The organism is Pseudodesulfovibrio alkaliphilus (genome assembly GCF_009729555.1).
In the GTDB taxonomy this organism is placed as follows: Bacteria; Desulfobacterota; Desulfovibrionia; order Desulfovibrionales; family Desulfovibrionaceae; genus Pseudodesulfovibrio; species Pseudodesulfovibrio alkaliphilus.
Genome location: NZ_WODC01000010.1, coordinates 55,878 through 70,905 on the forward strand (window position 1 = coordinate 55,878; position 15,028 = coordinate 70,905).

Consider the following 15,028-nt stretch of genomic DNA (forward strand, 5'->3'; position numbering starts at 1 on the left):
ATGAAAAAAGGATACTTCGGCGATTTCGGCGGCCAGTTCATCCCAGAGCTGCTCATGCCGCCCCTTCTGGAGCTTGAGCAGGCCATGCAGGCCATCCTCCCCAGCGAGGCATTCCAGAGCCGCTTCACGGCCATGCTCAAGGAAAACGTGGGCCGCCCCTCGGCCATCACCCACTGCCCCAACCTCTCGCGAGACCTGGGGCTCGACCTCTGGCTCAAGCGCGAGGACCTCAACCACTCGGGCGCACACAAGATCAACAACACCCTGGGCCAGGGGCTGCTGGCCAAGATGATGGGCAAGACCACCCTGCTGGCCGAGACCGGCGCGGGCATGCACGGCGTGGCCACAGCCGTGGCCGCCGCCATGCTCGACATGAAGTGCCTCGTCTACATGGGCGCCACCGACGTGGTCCGCCAGGCCCCCAACGTCAACCGCATGCGCCTCATGGGCGCGGAGGTCGTGGCCGTCGAGTCCGGCACCAAGACCCTCAAGGACGCCATCAACGAGGCGCTGCGGCGCTGGCTCTCGGACCAGGAAACCACCCACTACTGCTTCGGCACCGCCGCCGGGCCGCACCCCTTCCCCACCCTGGTGCGCGAGTTCCAGCAGGTCATCTCGCGCGAGGCCCGGCAGCAGTTCCTGGAGCGCAACAACAACCGCCTGCCCGACGTGGTCGTGGCCTGCGTGGGCGGCGGCTCCAATGCCATCGGCATGTTCCACCACTTCGTGCCCGATCCCTCGGTGAGCATCGTGGGCGTTGAGGCTGCAGGCACAGGCGAACCCGGCTGCGACAACTCCGCCCCGCTCAACCTCGGCACCGACGGCATCCTGCACGGCATGAAGACCAAGCTGCTCCAGTCCCCCCAGGGCCAGATCCTGCCCTCGCACTCCATCGCGCCCGGCCTCGACTACCCCGGCGTGGGCCCCGAACACGCCCACCTGCACGCCACCGGCCGCGCCACCTACGTAACCATCAACGACGCCCAGGCCATCAACGCCTTCATGACCCTCTCCCGGCGCGAAGGCATCATCCCGGCGCTGGAATCGTCCCACGCCGTGGCCTACGCCATCGAGCATTGCGCCCAACTCAAGGGCAAGTCCGTCCTCGTCTGCCTCTCGGGCCGCGGCGACAAGGACATGGCCATCGTCGATTCCATCCTTTAGGAGAATATGCAATGAATCCCATGCAATCGAAAATAGAAGCTGCCATGGCCAAGGGCAAGGTCGCCCTCATCCCGTTCCTGCCCGCCGGATTCCCCAGCCGCGATCAGTTCTGGAAGGAACTCGAACAGCTCGACGCCGCAGGCGCGGCCGTCATCGAAATAGGCATGCCCTTCTCCGACCCCGTGGCCGATGGCCCGGTCGTGGAAAAAGCGTCCCTCAAATGCCTTGAGGACGGCATCGACCTCGCCTGGATATTCGAGGGCCTCAAGGCGCGCAAGGGCAGCTTCAACGCCGCCCTGCTGCTCATGGGCTATCTCAACCCCGTCTATCAGTACGGCCTTGACGCCTTTGGCGCAGACTGCGCCGCCGCCGGAGTCTCCGGCCTGATCATCGCCGACCTGCCCCACGAGGAATCCGGCTTCGTCAAGCAGGCCATGGCCCCCCACAACGTCGCCCTGGTCCCGCTCATCGGCCTGAACACCAGCCTTGATCGCATGCGCCTCTACGCCGAGGACGCTCAGGGCTTCTGCTACTTCGTCTCGGTCCTCGGCACCACCGGCCAGCGCGAATCCCTGCCCGAACGCATCCGCGAAAAACTCGCCGAGGCCCGGTCCATCTTCACCATCCCCATCGCGCTGGGATTCGGCATCAAACACCCCGACCAGCTCGCCAGCTTCGCCGGACTCATGGACGCCGCCGTGTTCGGCTCCGCACTCATCACCCACATCGCCACCGGCCACACAAGCACCCAATTCATGGAGCCCTGGCAATAGGGGGATGGAGATGCCTCCGGCGGCCGGGGGAAGGGGGAAAAAACCCTTTGAAAAGGGTTCTTTTCTCCCTTCCCCCGGACCCCCATCCCCCTTTTTCCTAAACTTTTTGGCGGGGGGGGGGGGGGGAGGGAAAGATTGAGGGCACAAATCTTGATTATTTGTGTTCGCTGTGCTTATATTGAATCTTAACGATTCCTTATAGCGTGGCATATCTTCACTCTGAGGGGCGGAATGGACCAAGCATCCTTTTTAGAAAAAAAGTCAATCGAAGATTTCCTATCGCTCACTTTTTTTGGCAAAGCTACTGACAACCATACTATGGATGTCCAGTGGTATGCCCGATCGTTGATGGGTTTTAATGAATCCTTTATTCGGCTAAACAAAGAGCTTTTTCGGATTGAAGTTACCCTTGAAATTGTCGCTGAGGAGGAAGGTTCACTTCGTGCAATACTTAAGTTCGCTGGGATGGCAGTTGCGGCGGTCGGCCTGTATGCTTCCGTAACTACCATCGACACCTATCACGAATACAAACCATCTAATGCAATAAAAAGCACTTACGCCTATGTTATCAACCTGTTTAAAGAATCAAATGGTGATTCTAACCTTCTTGAAGAGAAGGTAACTGGTTCGAAATTGTCAGATGAAGAAAAAAGACGCCTTCTTAAGCTTATTGCAAACTTAGATTTTAAATTGTCTCTTGATGATATGACGTTATTCCTTGAACAGAGTGGATTTGACGAAGTCCAGATTGATGGCGGTATAAATGCAAAAGCCCAGATCACCAAATTCGATAGACCCTATTTCAAGGTACACCCTGAAGATTTAACCACAGTAGAAGAATATGACGACATTCTCACTGTGGTAGCAATTGGTAATTATCAGGAATGGAAGTTTGAGGGGAAAGAAACTGGGCGAAAATTCACTGCTATAATTTTGGACAATGTTTTTTTGCACAAAATCAAGCAGCATCCTGCCAAGGAAATTTTTAAAATGAGATTCGCCGCTAATATTGTTAAAATCTCAACCATTAAAGCAGGAAATAGAAAACCGAGTCCACCAACATATGAAATTGATAGCCTCAAAGTCGTTAACGAAAGCCTCCACCTCCCAATGGATGAGTGACCAACCACACAGAGTGTGCAGACGCCATCGTCCCGCCCCCGACCTGTCTACTGGCTGAGCAGCAATAGAGACCCCCATGCCCGAATCCATCACTTACACCTACGCCCGCCAGAATTTGGCTACCAAGATGGCCGAAGTATGCGATTCGCACGAACCGATCATCATCACGCGGCGCAATGCCGAGGCCGTGGTCATGATGTCGCTGCGGGACTACAACAGCATCATGGAGAGCGCGTATCTGCTCAAGAGCCCTGCCAATGCGGCGCGGCTTCGAGAGAGCATCCGGGCGGCCCAGGCGGGTCGCTGCCAAATACGCAGTCGTTAGCAAGAGTGATGGCCCCACCTCCCCCCGCGAAGCGACACAAAAAGTTTTGGAGGGGTGAGGGATGGGGGTCCGGGGGAAGGGAGCGGGGAACCTTTCTCAAAAGGTTCCCCGCTCCCTTCTCCCGGCCGCCGGAGGCGCTTCCACCATCCTCGGGCTTGCCATGGGGGCGGAGGTATTATACCTGTCCCTGACATTTATGCAGCCTGTCAACGAATCCTATTCTCCGCGTCTGGACGTGATCGCCTTTGTGGTGATCGCGGCGTCGTTTGCGGTCCGGTACTGGTTTGTGGTCACGGGCCAGCTCAATCTGGTGCAGGACGAGGCCCAGTATTGGGACTGGATTCGCAGGCCGCAGCTTTCGTATTATTCCAAGGGGCCGCTCATCGCCGGGATCATCGGGCTGTGGTGCAAGGTCTTCGGCAGTGTCGAGCTTGGGGTCCGGTTCGGCGCGGTGATCGGCATGAGCGCGATCCAGGCAGCGCTGTATGTGGGTGTTTCGCGGGTCTGGCGGGAGTATCGGCTGGCGGTGTATGTGGTCTTTGTGGCCGCCACCATGCCCTTGCTCAACGGGCTGGGCATCCTGATGACTACGGACAACCCGCTCATCTTGTGCTGGACCGTGGCCTTCTTCGCCCTGGCTGCGGCCACGCGCAACAGGCCGGACCGCGTACCCTCGAACGTGCCCTTCGTGATTCTCGGGGTGTGTGTGGCCGTGGGCATTCTGGCCAAGTACATGATGCTGGCCTTCTTGGGACTGGCCGTGATCTATGCCGCCATTCTGCATCTGCGGGGGCAGTTGCCGCCCCGGTTCTGGCGACGGTTCGTGCTGGCGGGCGCGGCAGGCGCGGCAGCGGGCATGCTGCCCATTATCCTGTGGAACATGCAGCACGACTGGGTGGGTTTCAAGCATGTGGCCAAGCTCTCCACGGGCGAGGCCAGGCCGTTTTCGCTGCGGGTGTTGCCTTTCCTTGAGATGCTTGGGGCGCAGATCGGGCTGATGGGACCGTGGTGGTTCGTTTTCGTGATGGTGGGCGGCTGGCACGCGGTGCGCAAGGGTTTTTTCGGCCCCATCGGCTCGTTCGACCGCGTCTACCGGCGCGACCTGCAATCCGCGCTCTTTTTCTGGCCGCTGTGGGGGGCCATCACCCTGTGGGCGTTCAAGACCAAGACCGAGGCCAACTGGACCGCCGCCGCCTTCATGGGCGCGAGCGTGCTGGGCGGCATGGCCCTCAAGGGGTGGTGGGAGAACCCGCAGCGCTCGCCCAGGGCGCGGCTGGCCCTGGCGGGAGCGGCGACCGGAGTGACCCTGCTCATCTTCGCCTCGCCGCTGATTCCGCTTCCCGACGCCTGGAACATCACCAACCGGCTCAAGGGCTGGGACGACCTGGGCCTTGAGACGCGGCGACTGGCGGAGGCGGAATTCGCACACCCGGACCGGACGTTCCTGTTCAGCGACAAGTACGACATCACGGCCGCCCTGGCCTTCTATGCCCCGGACCAACCCATCACCTTCTGCCTGTGGGGCTCGGACCGGCGGATGAACCAGTACGACATCTGGCCCGGCCCGGGCCTGGAGCGCACCGGATGGGATGCGATCATGGTCCGCAAAAATTTCCAGGGCGAGGCGCCGGAGCCGGTCCACGCCCTGTTCGAGTCCGTGAGCCCTCCCATCCACTACACCTCCACCTTCCGGGGCAGTCCGGCGCGGGAGTTCACCCTCCACCTGTGCCGGGGCTATCGGGGCGAATGGCCCCGCGAGCCGTCCGGGCGCTACTGATCGGTCATTCCGGGATTTTCCTTCATGGTCGGCCCTTCCGGGCCGGACGAATCAGTCCAGCAGATCCTGCCGGGTGCGCAGGAACGTCTCCACCACATCGGCCATTGCCTCGGGATTCTGGTACATGAGCCAGTGCCCGCCGCCGTCGAAACGGGCCAGCCACGCCCCGCGAATCAGCCCGGCCATGGTCACGCTCTGCTGCACCAGGGTGATGGCGTCCTCCTCCCCGACCAACAGCAGCACCGGGCCACGCAGGCCGGGCAGCCTGTCGGTCGTGCCGGCCCACTGGCGAAGACCCTCGCGCTGGCTGGCCAGGGCCTCGGGGGAAGGCGGCAGGGCCGGGTTCGGCAGCCTGGCGAACACGTCGGAATTGCGCCGCGCCCACTCGGCCGGGAACAGCTCGGCCATGAACCGCTCGTGGCTCAGGGCTCTCATGCGGTCCACGGCCTCCAGCACCGGGCCGGCTTCGCAGGCCGAACCATAGAGAACCAGCTTGCCCACGGCATCGGGCCGGGCCAGAGCCATCTCCTGGGCGATGATGGAACCCATGGACCAGCCCAGAACATCGGGTCGGTCAAGACCCAGGGCCTGAATGAGTCCCAGGGTGTCCCGGGCCATGCGCTCCATGCTCGCAGACGCGTCCGAGGCCGTGGAATGGCCCATGTTCCGGTTGTCGAAGAGGATGACCCGCCGGGTCTTGGCCAGCCGGGCCACGAAGGTGGCGTCCCATATGTCCATGGTTCCGGCGTAGCCCATGATCAGGAGCAACGGCGGGCCCGTGCCGGCAACCCGGTAGGCGAGCTGCGCATCGTCCACCTGCACGGTGTGCAGCGGCCAGGCCGGGATGGGCTCAATGCGATGCCCGGCGCAAGCGGCAAGCAGAACCGACAGGGCCAGGGTCGCCAACGCGAATCGGTGAAGCAGAGCGTAGCGTCCGCGCATGCGGCTGTTCCTCCTTGTTACAGACCAAGCCAGCGTAGGATATGCTGCCCGTAGAGTATGTGGAGCATGCAGCCCAGGCTCAGAAAGGGGCCGAACGGGATACGGGTGCGAAGCCCCTTGCTGCCGGGCCGCAGCAGATAGACGGCGCAGGCCGCGCCAGATGTCGCGGCAGCGGCCAGGATGACCACGGGCAGCCCGGTCAGGCCGGTGACGGCCCCGATCATGAGCATCAGCTTGACATCGCCGGTCCCTATCCCCTCCTCCTTGCGCCACAGCCGGTAGGCGTGCTGCACCAGCCAGAAGAACCCGGCCCCGCAGGCAGCTCCGGCCATGCTGTCGAGCCAGCCCGGTTCGGGCAGGATCAGGGCCGCAGCCAGGGCCAGGACGGCGCCGCCCAGGGTAACGCGGTCCGGGAGCATCATGGTCTCGAAATCGATGAAGCTCCCGGCCACCAACATGACCCCAAGGACCAGATAGATGCCCCACTCCGGTCCCGGACCAAAGTGATGGGCCAGGGCAAGGGACCAGGCCATGCAGGAAAGCTCCACCAGCATGTACTGGCCGCCGATGGGCGCGTCGCAGTGGCGGCAACGCCCCTTGAGCACGAAGAAGCTGACCACCGGAATGGTGTCGCGCCACGAGAGGGTGTGTCCGCAGCTCGGACAGGCGGAGCGCAGCGGCTTGAGCATGGGCCGCTCGTCGATCCACCGCTGGATGAATATGGTGGCCATGCCTCCCAGCTCCAGGCCCGCCACGCCCGCCACCAGGAAGAAAAGCCAGCCCGGCATGCTCTCCATGATTCTCCTTTCCAAGCTTGATGATCGGCCGCTTTTGCTGCATGAATACCCACTGGGCGGCCACCCCAAAGAGCTACCGGATTCCCGCGCCCGACACAAGGGGCGCTGCCGCCGAACGCACCAAGGAGTTCAGCAATGCGCCACCGTTTCATACCGGACCTGACAGAGGACCAGATCGCGGCCATCCAGCTTGAGGGTCTTGTCTGGACCGTGAACCACGCCTTTGGCGGCAGTCCCTTCTACCGATCGCGCCTTGAGGCCATGGGCATCGCTCCCGGCGACATCGCCTCCCTGGACGACATCCGCAAGCTGCCCTTCACCACGGCCGACGATCTCAAGGACGGCTACCCCATGCCCCTGCTCTCCGTGCCCGAGAGGGATGTGGTTCGCATCCACGGCTCAAGCGGCACCACGGGCAAGCGAAAGATCCTGGCCTACACCCAAAGCGACATCGATCTGTGGAAGGACATGTTCGCCCGCTGCTTCGAGCTGGCCGGTCTGACCCGCGAGGACCGGGTGCAGATCTGCGTGGGCTACGGACTCTGGACAGCCGGGGCCGGATTCCAGCTCGGCTGCGAACGCTTCGGAGCCATGGCCCTGCCTGTCGGTCCCGGTCTGCTGGAGATTCAGCTCCAGATGCTGACGGACCTCAAGTCCACCTGCCTGTGTTCCACCGCGTCCATGGCCCTGCTCATGGGCGAGGAGGTGCACAAACAGGGACTGGCCGAGCGCCTCGCCCTGAAGCGGGCCATCTTCGGAGCCGAGACCCACACCCCCAAGATGCGCCGCCAGTTCGAGCAGTCCCTCGGCCTTGAACACAGCTTCGACATCATCGGCATGACCGAGCTTTATGGCCCGGGCACGGGCCTGGAGTGCGAGGCCCACGAGGGCATCCACTACTGGGCCGACCTCTTCATCCTTGAGATCCTGGACCCCGAGACCCTTGCGCCCGTGGCTCCGGGCGAGGTGGGCGAGATGGTGGTCACATCGCTACGCAAGGAGGCCTCGCCCCTCATCCGCTACCGCACCCGCGACCTGACCCGGCTCATCCCCGGCCCCTGCCCCTGCGGCGTGTCCATGCCGCGCATCGACAGGATCATGGGCCGCAGCGACGACATGTTCATCTTCCGGGGCGTGAACATCTACCCCGGCCAGATCGGCTCGGTGTTGGAAGGCTTCCCGGAACTCTCGGCAGAATACCAAATCTCCCTGACCCGCCGCGAGGGTCTGGACCACATGGCCGTGCGCGTGGAGCGCACCCCGGACGCGAGCGCGGACAACGACGAGAGGCTGGCCAGAGCCGTGGCCAACGATATCCGCAAGCACATCCTGGTCCGCAGCGAGGTGAGCATCCTCGGCCCCGGAGAGCTGCCGCGCAGTTTCGCCAAAACCAAACGGGTCCAGGACGAACGAGGCGAAGACTAGTCCGCTTCGCACCCGACAACATGCCCAGCCTGACCAACGCCACGGACCGCCACACGGTCATCGACCGCCGTGAAGGCCACTATCTCTGCTTTCCCGATGTGGTCTGCACCGGAGATCGTCGTCTGATCGTCGCCTATAACGAATATGACCAGCATGTGGGTACGCGCCGCGCCCTGCTCGTCAAGGAGAGCGCCGACGGCGGCCGCAGCTTTGGCGAGGCCATGCGTATGGATGTTCCCTGGAGCCATTGTCCGCGCATCGCCCCATTGCACGACGGCCGACTGATCATGACGGACGACGCCGGGCCGCGCCTGTATCTCACCAGCGACCTGGGCCGCACCTGGGACACGCTCACGCCCAAAGGGCTGCACCACGCCCTCCTTGACCGCCCCATCGAGCTTGAGGACGGCGCGCTGCTGACCACCGGCCATCAGCACCGGGGCACCGTTGACCACCCGGCCATCCGGCAGGCCAACACCGAGCAGATGGTCTACCGCTCCGAAGACGCGGGCTGCACCTGGACAGCCCTCTCGGTCGTCGCCCGCCCGCGTAACCTCGTGCTCTGCGAGGCTTCCATGGCCCTGCTGCCCGATGGCCGCCTGCTGGCCCTGATGCGCGAAAACAGCTTTGTCTACGAGCCCATGTACCTGTGCGTCAGCCGCGACCTGGGCCGGACATGGTCCGACCCTGCACCCACTCCGCTCATCGGCCACCGCCCGACCCTGGGGCTGACCGGGGACGGAAAGCTGCTCGTCACCTACCGCAACGTGGGCCCGGACGGAGGCACCTGCGCCTGGCTCGGCTCTGAGGAGGAACTGTCCGATGACTTCCGTGTCCACGGTCGCCACCCGGACCCGGCCAATCCGAGCCTGACACCCGAGGGCTTGCGCGTTTGCGGCCAGCCCGGGCCGGGCAGCGTGGTCCGCTACGCCCTGCGCCCCATGACCGACCCCCGCTCGGCCAGGGCCACCCTTGAGGCAGAGGTGCGCGTGGACCATGCCGGGCCAAACGGCTGCGGTCTGCGCCTGGGCGTCTGGTTCCGGCTCTTTCCCGACCGCATCGAGACCGCCCCTGATCCGCAAGACCCCTCGGAGCAAAACAGCAAGACAGGTGCGACCGTGCCCCTTGAGCCGGGGCGCTTCCACACCATCCGGCTGGACTACGCCGCTGGCCGCGTCGCCCTCTCCACCAACGGCCAACGCCGGGCCGAAGTGCGCGTTGACGACGACCACGCCGACACACGGGCCATCCTCTTCGGCGCACCATACCCCTTTGAAGACAATGCGGTGGACTGCACCTGGAAACGGATCAAGCTGCGTATCGACGAACCGGCCATGCTCCGAGCCTACGCCTGGGAGTGGGACGCCCTTGACGGTCTGCCCGACCAGTGGGTTCAAACCCATGTTCTGGAACTGATGAACGACCGCTTCGCCGTGTCGCCAGACTTCGGCTATTCGGGTTGGGCATCCCTTGGCAACGGTGAATACTTCTGCGCCTACCACCACGGCGGCAGCGACGAACAGGGCTACGAGCCCATGCACTCTGCCCACGTCATGGGCACCCACATTTGCGAGGATGATTTCGCGTGATTACATACATGCCCCTGCCGTACAGACACGGCCCCGCCCGATTGGCGGGCACGCTGGTTTTCAACGAAGTTCTGGCCGCAGACGGCCCCCTACCCGGTGTGCTGCTCATCCACGAGTTCACCGGGCCGGGAGAGTACATGCTTCCCCATGCCGAGACCTTGGCCCGTCGAGGCTACGCCGTCCTCCTGGCCGACATGTACGGAGAGGACGTACGGCCCGCGTCGCGAGAAGCGGCCTCGGCAGCGGCGCGTGTCTACCGGACGGATCGACGGCTCATGCGCCACCGCGCCGGGGCCGGACTCGATGCCCTGGCGGATCTCGGACGGGAAGGACGCTGTCCGGTGGACCCGGAGCGCCTCTTTGCGGCCGGGTTTTCCTTTGGCGGATGCGCGGCTCTTGAGCTGGCCCGATCCGGTGCGCCGCTTTTGGCCACGGCCAGCTTCTATGGCTACCTGAACACGCCCCTGCCCTGCGCCGCCGGGGACGTAAAGGGAAGGATTCTGGTGATCCACGGCGCCCACGACACGGTGGTGCCCCTGGAGGAGATTCCTGTCTTCGAGAGGGAGATGCGCGAGGCCGGGGTGGACTATCGCCTCGTCATGTACCAGGACGCAGGCCACGGATTTGCCAACGCGAGCCAGCCGGACGACCCATCCACCGGATCGTGGTATTGTCAACGGACCAGCCGCGCCGCCTGGAATTCGGCCCTTGCCTACTTCAGCGAAAACACATAATTTTCCTTGCCGCCATCGCCCCGTCCCGCAGCCCGCTCGCCATTGCTCTCCTCGGCCCGCACTGCATCAAGAGAACGCAGAAAGCTCCTGGCTTCGGCCATCTCCGGATTGAGTTCCATGCACCGGGCGAGGTGCTCGCGGCACGCCTCGTCCCGTCCCTTGCCGTGCAGGGCTCGGGCCATGTTGAAGTGCAGGTTCTCGTCGTCTTCATTGACCTCAAGGGCCTTGGCGTAAAAGCGGATTGCGTCGTCGAACCGCCCCTGTTTGCGCAAATTAATACCGAACTCGTTGAAGCGGTGTCGCTGCTCCTCGCGAAAGACCTCGTCGATATTGAGCAACTTGTCGAGCACGGTACGCAGTTTGGTGAATTCCTGCTGCTCGGCGTAGACCTCGGACAAGGCCATATTGGCGTCCACGGAATCCTCCTGCATAAGGACCGCGCTGCAAAACTCCCGCTCCGCCCTGTCCATCTGGCCGAGGTTGAAGTACCGACGGCCCATGCGGACTTTCTTCCGCAGCGCCTCCAGGCAGGGCAGGGTGTTTTCCTGATAGTAGGTCAGCTCGGGGGTATAGTATGTAAGGAACTCGTCGCGATCAATGAGCCGGGAGACGCCGGATGGGATATGGTTGGCGTTGAGGGGCCGGACCTCGTACATGTCCTCGCCGCGCCTGCGAACGAACCAATAGGTGCCGTGCCGGTAGCGCGAGCCTCGCTGGCCGATCTTGTACTCGTATTTGGTGCTGTGGGAGTAGACTCCCATGATCTCGCAATCGCCCCTCACGCGCCCCCCTGACAAAAAAATGTCAGGACGGACCATAGCCGGTCCCGACCCGGCGGGCAAGACGAACCGTGTGCGCTTCTCAGGACCGAACGGGAAAAGCCATCGGCCGGTACACCATTTCGTAGGTTCTCAGCGGACTGCCTGTGGCCACGTCGTAGCGGCTGTCACAGGTCAGCGAGTGCAGCATCTCCCGGGCTATGAACAGACCCATGGCGTCAAAACTGGTCCGCCTGATAGGGGGTTTCCCATCAAGCTTGAGGCATTCGTCCCACTCGCCGGCCGGGCCGCCGTGCTGCATGAGCACCCGCAGGTCGTCGTCCGCCCTGAACAGACTCACGACGATTTCCCCCCCACACCCACACGACAGGATGGACCCGGCGCAATAGGAAAACACCCCTTCAACACAGACCTGCAGCCGCCGCGAATCCAGGGGACCGTATCCCTCCACGCCCATCCAGACCCCAAGCCCCGCGTTGACAATGCCAACGTCGCGACGCCTGGGCATGACCATCCATCTGACAACTGCCTGCACGCCCACCTCCCGCCGTCAAGAATCCCGGCCGCAACCCGCGCACCTGCGACGGAAACTAAAACAAAACCGGCCTGCTGGCAAACACCTGGACAGACTTGGCGCAACACTGGTTTTCAGGCATGATGGAGAAAAAGCGAGGTGAGGAATGGAAAGGGCGGATATCGAGCGGATTTTCGAAGCGTACCATGAAAAATTCAAGAAAACCGAAGGGGACCGATCCTCATGGTCCGCCGTCTGGACCGACATGACCCCGGCCGGAGTGCTTGAACTCAATCTGACAAAATGCCCTCGGGGAACCATCTTCAAAGTGTTCGTGGACAAACGCAAGGCGGCCGAGATCGAGGGCTGGGACGCTTTTTTTACGACCATGGACGCCCTGGACGTGAAGCACCCCGGACTGTACGATCCCGACAGGCTGTTCGAGGAGATGGCCTCGGTCATCTGAAGAAACATGGGCCACAACGGCAATTTTCCCTTGACTGGACTATCTTCAAAGCGTAAGGCCACTTACTACGGTAGTCGGCGCCGTCCATGGGGACACGCTGCGGCATCGTCACCCCGGTTGACGATGGGTGGACAGTTTGAGGTATTTGGGACGCTTGTGCGATTCGCATGGCCTCGATCCGGTTCACCGGGCGACATGTCGCCAACAGAGAACACTTTTCTTACATCTTTCTGGAGACCTGTACGAATGGCCAAGAACATCTATGTGGGCAACCTGCCCTGGAGCTGTACGGAAGAAGAACTGCGCACAGCCTTTGAGACCTACGGCGAAGTGCATTCCGTCAAACTCGTCAATGATCGCGAGACCGGCCGTCCTCGCGGATTCGGCTTCGTGGAAATGGAAGACCAGGGTGCGCTCGAAGCCATCGAGAACCTGGACGGCAGCAACTTCGGAGGCCGCAACATCAAGGTCAACGAAGCCCGCCCCCGTCCCGAGCGTCCCCGCTGGTAGTCACCGAACCTACGCCGAAAACGGCAACCCCAGCCCGCCCCCACGGGGCGGGCTTTTCCCGTCCCCTCAAGGAGGATACAGCATATATGGCCAAAGAAGAAGGCATCACCGTCCAGGGCACCGTCGAAGAAGCGCTGCCCAACGCCATGTTCCGCGTCGAACTCGAAAACGGTCACTCCGTCCTCGCCCACATTTCCGGCAAGATGCGCAAGTTTCGCATCCGCGTCATGCCCGGCGACACCGTCACCGTCGAACTCTCCCCCTACGACCTGACCCGCGGACGCATCACCTTCCGCCCCCGCTAATTTCCCGCTCTCGGGCCGCGCCATGCGGCCTCTGAGCAGGCGCCATTGACCCGCACCCTTGTCGCAACGTATGCGATGCGGGTTTGTGCGGTTCCATCGCCATTCACTGGCCGGCCCTACACCGGCAACAAGGACATCATGAACGAATTCAAGGCTTTGGGCCTCTCAGAAGAAACCATTGCGGCCCTGGAATCCAAGGGTTTCACCACCCCCACCCCCATTCAGGCGCGAACCATCCCCCTGCTGCTTGGCGGCACGGTGGACATTGTCGGTCAGGCCCAGACAGGCACAGGCAAGACCGCGGCATTTGCCCTGCCCATCATCGAGACCGCCGAGGCCAACGCGGGACGGGTCCAGGCACTCGTCCTGACCCCCACCCGGGAGCTGGCCATCCAGGTGGCCGAGGAGATCAACTCCCTTAAGGGAAACAAACGGTTGCGCGTCCTGCCGGTCTACGGTGGACAGGCCATCCACATGCAATTCAAAGCACTGAAAAGCGGGGTGGACGTGGTGGTCGGCACTCCGGGCCGCATCATGGACCATCTCGACCGGGGCACCCTGCGCCTCAACCAGCTCGACTTTGTGGTTCTCGACGAGGCCGACGAGATGTGCAACATGGGCTTTGTGGACGACGTGCGCGAAATTCTCAAGGCAACAGGGCCGGAGCGGCGCACCTTGCTCTTCTCGGCCACCATGCCCGCCGAGGTCATGCGTATCGCCAGGGAATTCATGGGCGACTATGAACTGGTCACGGTCAAGGCCGAAAAGAACGATACCCCCCTCACCCGCCAGGTTTTCCACGAGGTGGCCGATTCGGATCGTTTCGAGGCCCTGTGCAGGGTGGTGGACGCCGAGCCCGACTTCTACGGCCTTGTCTTCACGCGCACCCGCGCCGACGCCGACGAGGTGGCCGGACGCCTGACCGAGCGCGGCTACCCGGCCGAGCCAATCCACGGCGACCTCTCCCAGGCCCGACGCGAGGAAATCCTCGGTCGCTTCCGCAAACGGCTCGTGACCATTCTCGTGGCCACCGACGTGGCCGCGCGCGGCATCGACGTGCCCGACCTGAGCCATGTAGTCAACTTCGCTCTTCCCCAGGACCCGCAAACCTTTGTCCACCGTACCGGCCGAACAGGCAGGGCCGGCAGGGAAGGCGTGGCTATCACCCTGATCGCACCCGGCGAATTCCGCAGACTCATGTACATCACCAAAAGCTCGGGCATTGATATCGCCAAGGCCAAGCTCCCGCGCATCAGCGATGTCATCCACACCAAGAAGAGCCGCATGCTCCACGGGCTCGACGCCATCATGAACGACGAGACCCACCATCCCTACCTGCCCATGGCCCGCGGCCTCCTCGACGGACGGGAGGCCGAGGAGGTGATTGCCGCACTGCTCAAACACGCCTTTGGCGACGAGTTGATGGAATCGAGCTACCGCGAAATCGACGCCATCACCCCGGCCACCCGGGGACGGGCCGACCTTGTCTGCTCCCTTGGCCGTGTGGACGGCATGAATCCAAGGGATTTCGTGGAGTTCATCGCCAAAACGGCAAACATCAAACCATGGGCTATCCAGCATGTGCGGGTTCAGGGTGAACAGACCACCTTCACCGTACCCGCTGCCGAGGCCCGGACAGTCATCGACCGGGTGCGCAGCCGCGAGGGGCACCCCCTGATCAAACCTGGCGAACCGTCGAAAAAACCGCCCTACCGCCGCGAGTATCCCAAGAAAGGATCGCCCGGCCCAGGCAAGCGCCCCTTTGTGAAGCCCTTCAAACCAAGAAAGGGGTAATCCCGTTCCCTT

16 protein-coding genes are annotated in these 15,028 nt (G+C 62.8%); 12 read left to right on the forward strand and 4 right to left on the reverse strand.

Going from position 1 to position 15,028, the window contains the following annotated elements; genetic code table 11:
- From trpB to GKC30_RS13455, 5 genes are all read left to right on the forward strand, one after another.
- Window positions 1–1,164 (forward strand): tryptophan synthase subunit beta, encoded by a 1,164-nt coding sequence (trpB, locus tag GKC30_RS13435; protein WP_155935484.1) that lies wholly within the window; start codon window positions 1–3, stop codon window positions 1,162–1,164.
- 11 nt (window positions 1,165–1,175) lie between these two features.
- Window positions 1,176–1,937 carry a tryptophan synthase subunit alpha gene (gene trpA / locus GKC30_RS13440; RefSeq protein ID WP_155935485.1) on the forward strand — a complete coding sequence of 254 codons (762 nt, stop codon included), beginning with the start codon at window positions 1,176–1,178 and terminating at the stop codon, window positions 1,935–1,937.
- A gap of 231 nt (window positions 1,938–2,168) precedes the next feature.
- A complete protein-coding gene (locus GKC30_RS13445) occupies window positions 2,169–3,059 on the forward strand; it encodes an LAPAL motif-containing putative phage structural protein (RefSeq protein ID WP_155935486.1) in 891 nt (296 codons plus the stop codon).
- A 76-nt stretch (window positions 3,060–3,135) separates the two neighbouring features.
- Window positions 3,136–3,384: a type II toxin-antitoxin system Phd/YefM family antitoxin gene (locus GKC30_RS13450; protein ID WP_155935487.1), complete on the forward strand. Its 249-nt coding sequence runs from the start codon at window positions 3,136–3,138 to the stop codon at window positions 3,382–3,384.
- Between the two features lie 196 nt (window positions 3,385–3,580).
- On the forward strand, window positions 3,581–5,161 hold the full coding sequence (locus GKC30_RS13455) for an ArnT family glycosyltransferase (protein WP_155935488.1): 1,581 nt from the start codon (window positions 3,581–3,583) through the stop codon (window positions 5,159–5,161).
- Window positions 5,162–5,212: 51 nt separating this feature from the next.
- On the opposite strand, the gene GKC30_RS13460 is transcribed toward GKC30_RS13455, so the two are convergent.
- On the reverse strand, window positions 5,213–6,103 hold the full coding sequence (locus GKC30_RS13460; protein ID WP_155935489.1) for an alpha/beta fold hydrolase: 891 nt from the start codon (window positions 6,101–6,103) through the stop codon (window positions 5,213–5,215).
- A gap of 17 nt (window positions 6,104–6,120) precedes the next feature.
- Window positions 6,121–6,900, reverse strand: a complete 780-nt coding sequence (locus GKC30_RS13465; RefSeq protein WP_155935490.1) for a prepilin peptidase — start codon at window positions 6,898–6,900, stop codon at window positions 6,121–6,123.
- A gap of 135 nt (window positions 6,901–7,035) precedes the next feature.
- On the opposite strand from GKC30_RS13465, the gene GKC30_RS13470 reads away from it, so the two are divergent.
- From GKC30_RS13470 to GKC30_RS13480, 3 genes are read left to right on the forward strand one after another with little or no spacing between them, the layout of a single operon-like run.
- Complete coding sequence (locus GKC30_RS13470) at window positions 7,036–8,325, forward strand: phenylacetate--CoA ligase family protein (protein ID WP_155935491.1); 1,290 nt, start codon at window positions 7,036–7,038, stop codon at window positions 8,323–8,325.
- A gap of 20 nt (window positions 8,326–8,345) precedes the next feature.
- Window positions 8,346–9,914: a sialidase family protein gene (locus tag GKC30_RS13475; protein WP_155935492.1), complete on the forward strand. Its 1,569-nt coding sequence runs from the start codon at window positions 8,346–8,348 to the stop codon at window positions 9,912–9,914.
- Window positions 9,911–10,648 (forward strand): dienelactone hydrolase family protein, encoded by a 738-nt coding sequence (locus tag GKC30_RS13480; RefSeq protein WP_155935493.1) that lies wholly within the window; start codon window positions 9,911–9,913, stop codon window positions 10,646–10,648. Before GKC30_RS13475 ends, GKC30_RS13480 begins: the two co-directional genes overlap by 4 nt.
- Here the strand turns inward: GKC30_RS13480 and GKC30_RS13485 are convergent.
- Entirely contained in the window at window positions 10,627–11,430 is an 804-nt protein-coding gene (locus tag GKC30_RS13485) for a tetratricopeptide repeat protein (protein WP_367614144.1), read from the reverse strand. The genes GKC30_RS13480 and GKC30_RS13485 overlap by 22 nt on opposite strands.
- A gap of 79 nt (window positions 11,431–11,509) precedes the next feature.
- Entirely contained in the window at window positions 11,510–11,962 is a 453-nt protein-coding gene (locus tag GKC30_RS13490) for a hypothetical protein (protein WP_155935495.1), read from the reverse strand.
- A gap of 145 nt (window positions 11,963–12,107) precedes the next feature.
- On the opposite strand from GKC30_RS13490, the gene GKC30_RS13495 reads away from it, so the two are divergent.
- The 4 genes from GKC30_RS13495 (at window position 12,108) to GKC30_RS13510 (ending at window position 15,016) form a co-directional block, all read left to right on the forward strand.
- Window positions 12,108–12,407, forward strand: a complete 300-nt coding sequence (locus GKC30_RS13495; protein ID WP_155935496.1) for a hypothetical protein — start codon at window positions 12,108–12,110, stop codon at window positions 12,405–12,407.
- 246 nt (window positions 12,408–12,653) lie between these two features.
- Window positions 12,654–12,917 (forward strand): RNA-binding regulator, encoded by a 264-nt coding sequence (gene rbp, locus GKC30_RS13500; RefSeq protein WP_155935497.1) that lies wholly within the window; start codon window positions 12,654–12,656, stop codon window positions 12,915–12,917.
- 86 nt (window positions 12,918–13,003) lie between these two features.
- Entirely contained in the window at window positions 13,004–13,222 is a 219-nt protein-coding gene (gene infA, locus GKC30_RS13505; RefSeq protein WP_013513878.1) for a translation initiation factor IF-1, read from the forward strand.
- A 138-nt stretch (window positions 13,223–13,360) separates the two neighbouring features.
- A complete protein-coding gene (locus GKC30_RS13510; protein WP_155935498.1) occupies window positions 13,361–15,016 on the forward strand; it encodes a DEAD/DEAH box helicase in 1,656 nt (551 codons plus the stop codon).
- Window positions 15,017–15,028 lie beyond the last annotated feature (12 nt).

What these genes read in the sequence shown, in the direction of transcription:
- trpB (WP_155935484.1), top strand. Translation starts at nt 1, where the DNA reads ATGAAAAAAGGATACTTCGGCGATTTCGGCGGCCAGTTCATCCCAGAG.
- trpA (WP_155935485.1), top strand. Translation starts at nt 1,176, where the DNA reads ATGAATCCCATGCAATCGAAAATAGAAGCTGCCATGGCCAAGGGCAAG.
- GKC30_RS13445 (WP_155935486.1), top strand. Translation starts at nt 2,169, where the DNA reads ATGGACCAAGCATCCTTTTTAGAAAAAAAGTCAATCGAAGATTTCCTA.
- GKC30_RS13450 (WP_155935487.1), top strand. Translation starts at nt 3,136, where the DNA reads ATGCCCGAATCCATCACTTACACCTACGCCCGCCAGAATTTGGCTACC.
- GKC30_RS13455 (WP_155935488.1), top strand. Translation starts at nt 3,581, where the DNA reads ATGCAGCCTGTCAACGAATCCTATTCTCCGCGTCTGGACGTGATCGCC.
- GKC30_RS13460 (WP_155935489.1), bottom strand. Translation starts at nt 6,103, where the DNA reads ATGCGCGGACGCTACGCTCTGCTTCACCGATTCGCGTTGGCGACCCTG.
- GKC30_RS13465 (WP_155935490.1), bottom strand. Translation starts at nt 6,900, where the DNA reads ATGGAGAGCATGCCGGGCTGGCTTTTCTTCCTGGTGGCGGGCGTGGCG.
- GKC30_RS13470 (WP_155935491.1), top strand. Translation starts at nt 7,036, where the DNA reads ATGCGCCACCGTTTCATACCGGACCTGACAGAGGACCAGATCGCGGCC.
- GKC30_RS13475 (WP_155935492.1), top strand. Translation starts at nt 8,346, where the DNA reads ATGCCCAGCCTGACCAACGCCACGGACCGCCACACGGTCATCGACCGC.
- GKC30_RS13495 (WP_155935496.1), top strand. Translation starts at nt 12,108, where the DNA reads ATGGAAAGGGCGGATATCGAGCGGATTTTCGAAGCGTACCATGAAAAA.
- rbp (WP_155935497.1), top strand. Translation starts at nt 12,654, where the DNA reads ATGGCCAAGAACATCTATGTGGGCAACCTGCCCTGGAGCTGTACGGAA.
- infA (WP_013513878.1), top strand. Translation starts at nt 13,004, where the DNA reads ATGGCCAAAGAAGAAGGCATCACCGTCCAGGGCACCGTCGAAGAAGCG.
- GKC30_RS13510 (WP_155935498.1), top strand. Translation starts at nt 13,361, where the DNA reads ATGAACGAATTCAAGGCTTTGGGCCTCTCAGAAGAAACCATTGCGGCC.